The organism is Plebeiibacterium sediminum, assembly GCF_026013605.1.
GTDB classification, from domain to species: domain Bacteria; phylum Bacteroidota; class Bacteroidia; order Bacteroidales; family Marinilabiliaceae; genus Saccharicrinis; species Saccharicrinis sediminus.
The window spans coordinates 1-437 of the sequence record NZ_JAPDPJ010000329.1 but is presented as its reverse complement, the minus strand read 5'-3'; the positions used below and the strand labels follow the sequence as shown (position 1 = coordinate 437).

The following is a 437-nucleotide window of genomic DNA, read 5'->3' as shown; positions in this document are numbered from 1 at the left end:
AAAGGTCAAACTAGTAGTTGTTACTTCTATATAGTCGCTATTGGCTATGGTTGCTGAGTTATCGGCGGTGGCGTAATCTACAGTTACTGCTGATGTACTGGCATGATTCAATGAAACGGTAAAATTTAAAGTAGCAGTACCTGAATTGCCCTCTGTTACAGATGCATCGTTAATGCTGATGGCCGGTTGTCCGTCATCATCTGTGATGGCTCCAACGCCTTGATTATCTGATATACTCGCTCCTGAAGCATTGCTTAAATTAACATACATGCTTTCATCACCTTCATATACCGCATCACCATATACTGTAACGCTTACTGTTTTTGAAGTTTCACCTGCCGTAAAGGTCAAACTAGTAGTTGTTACTTCTACATAGTCGCTGTTGGCTATCGTCGCTGTGTTATCGGCGGTGGCGTAATCTACTGTTACTGCTGATG

General features: G+C 42.3%; 1 protein-coding gene. It reads right to left on the bottom strand.

Annotation, left to right across the window (positions count from 1 at the left end):
* On the bottom strand, positions 1–437 hold a 437-nt coding region (locus tag OM075_RS25670; protein WP_301193400.1), incomplete at both ends, for a Calx-beta domain-containing protein.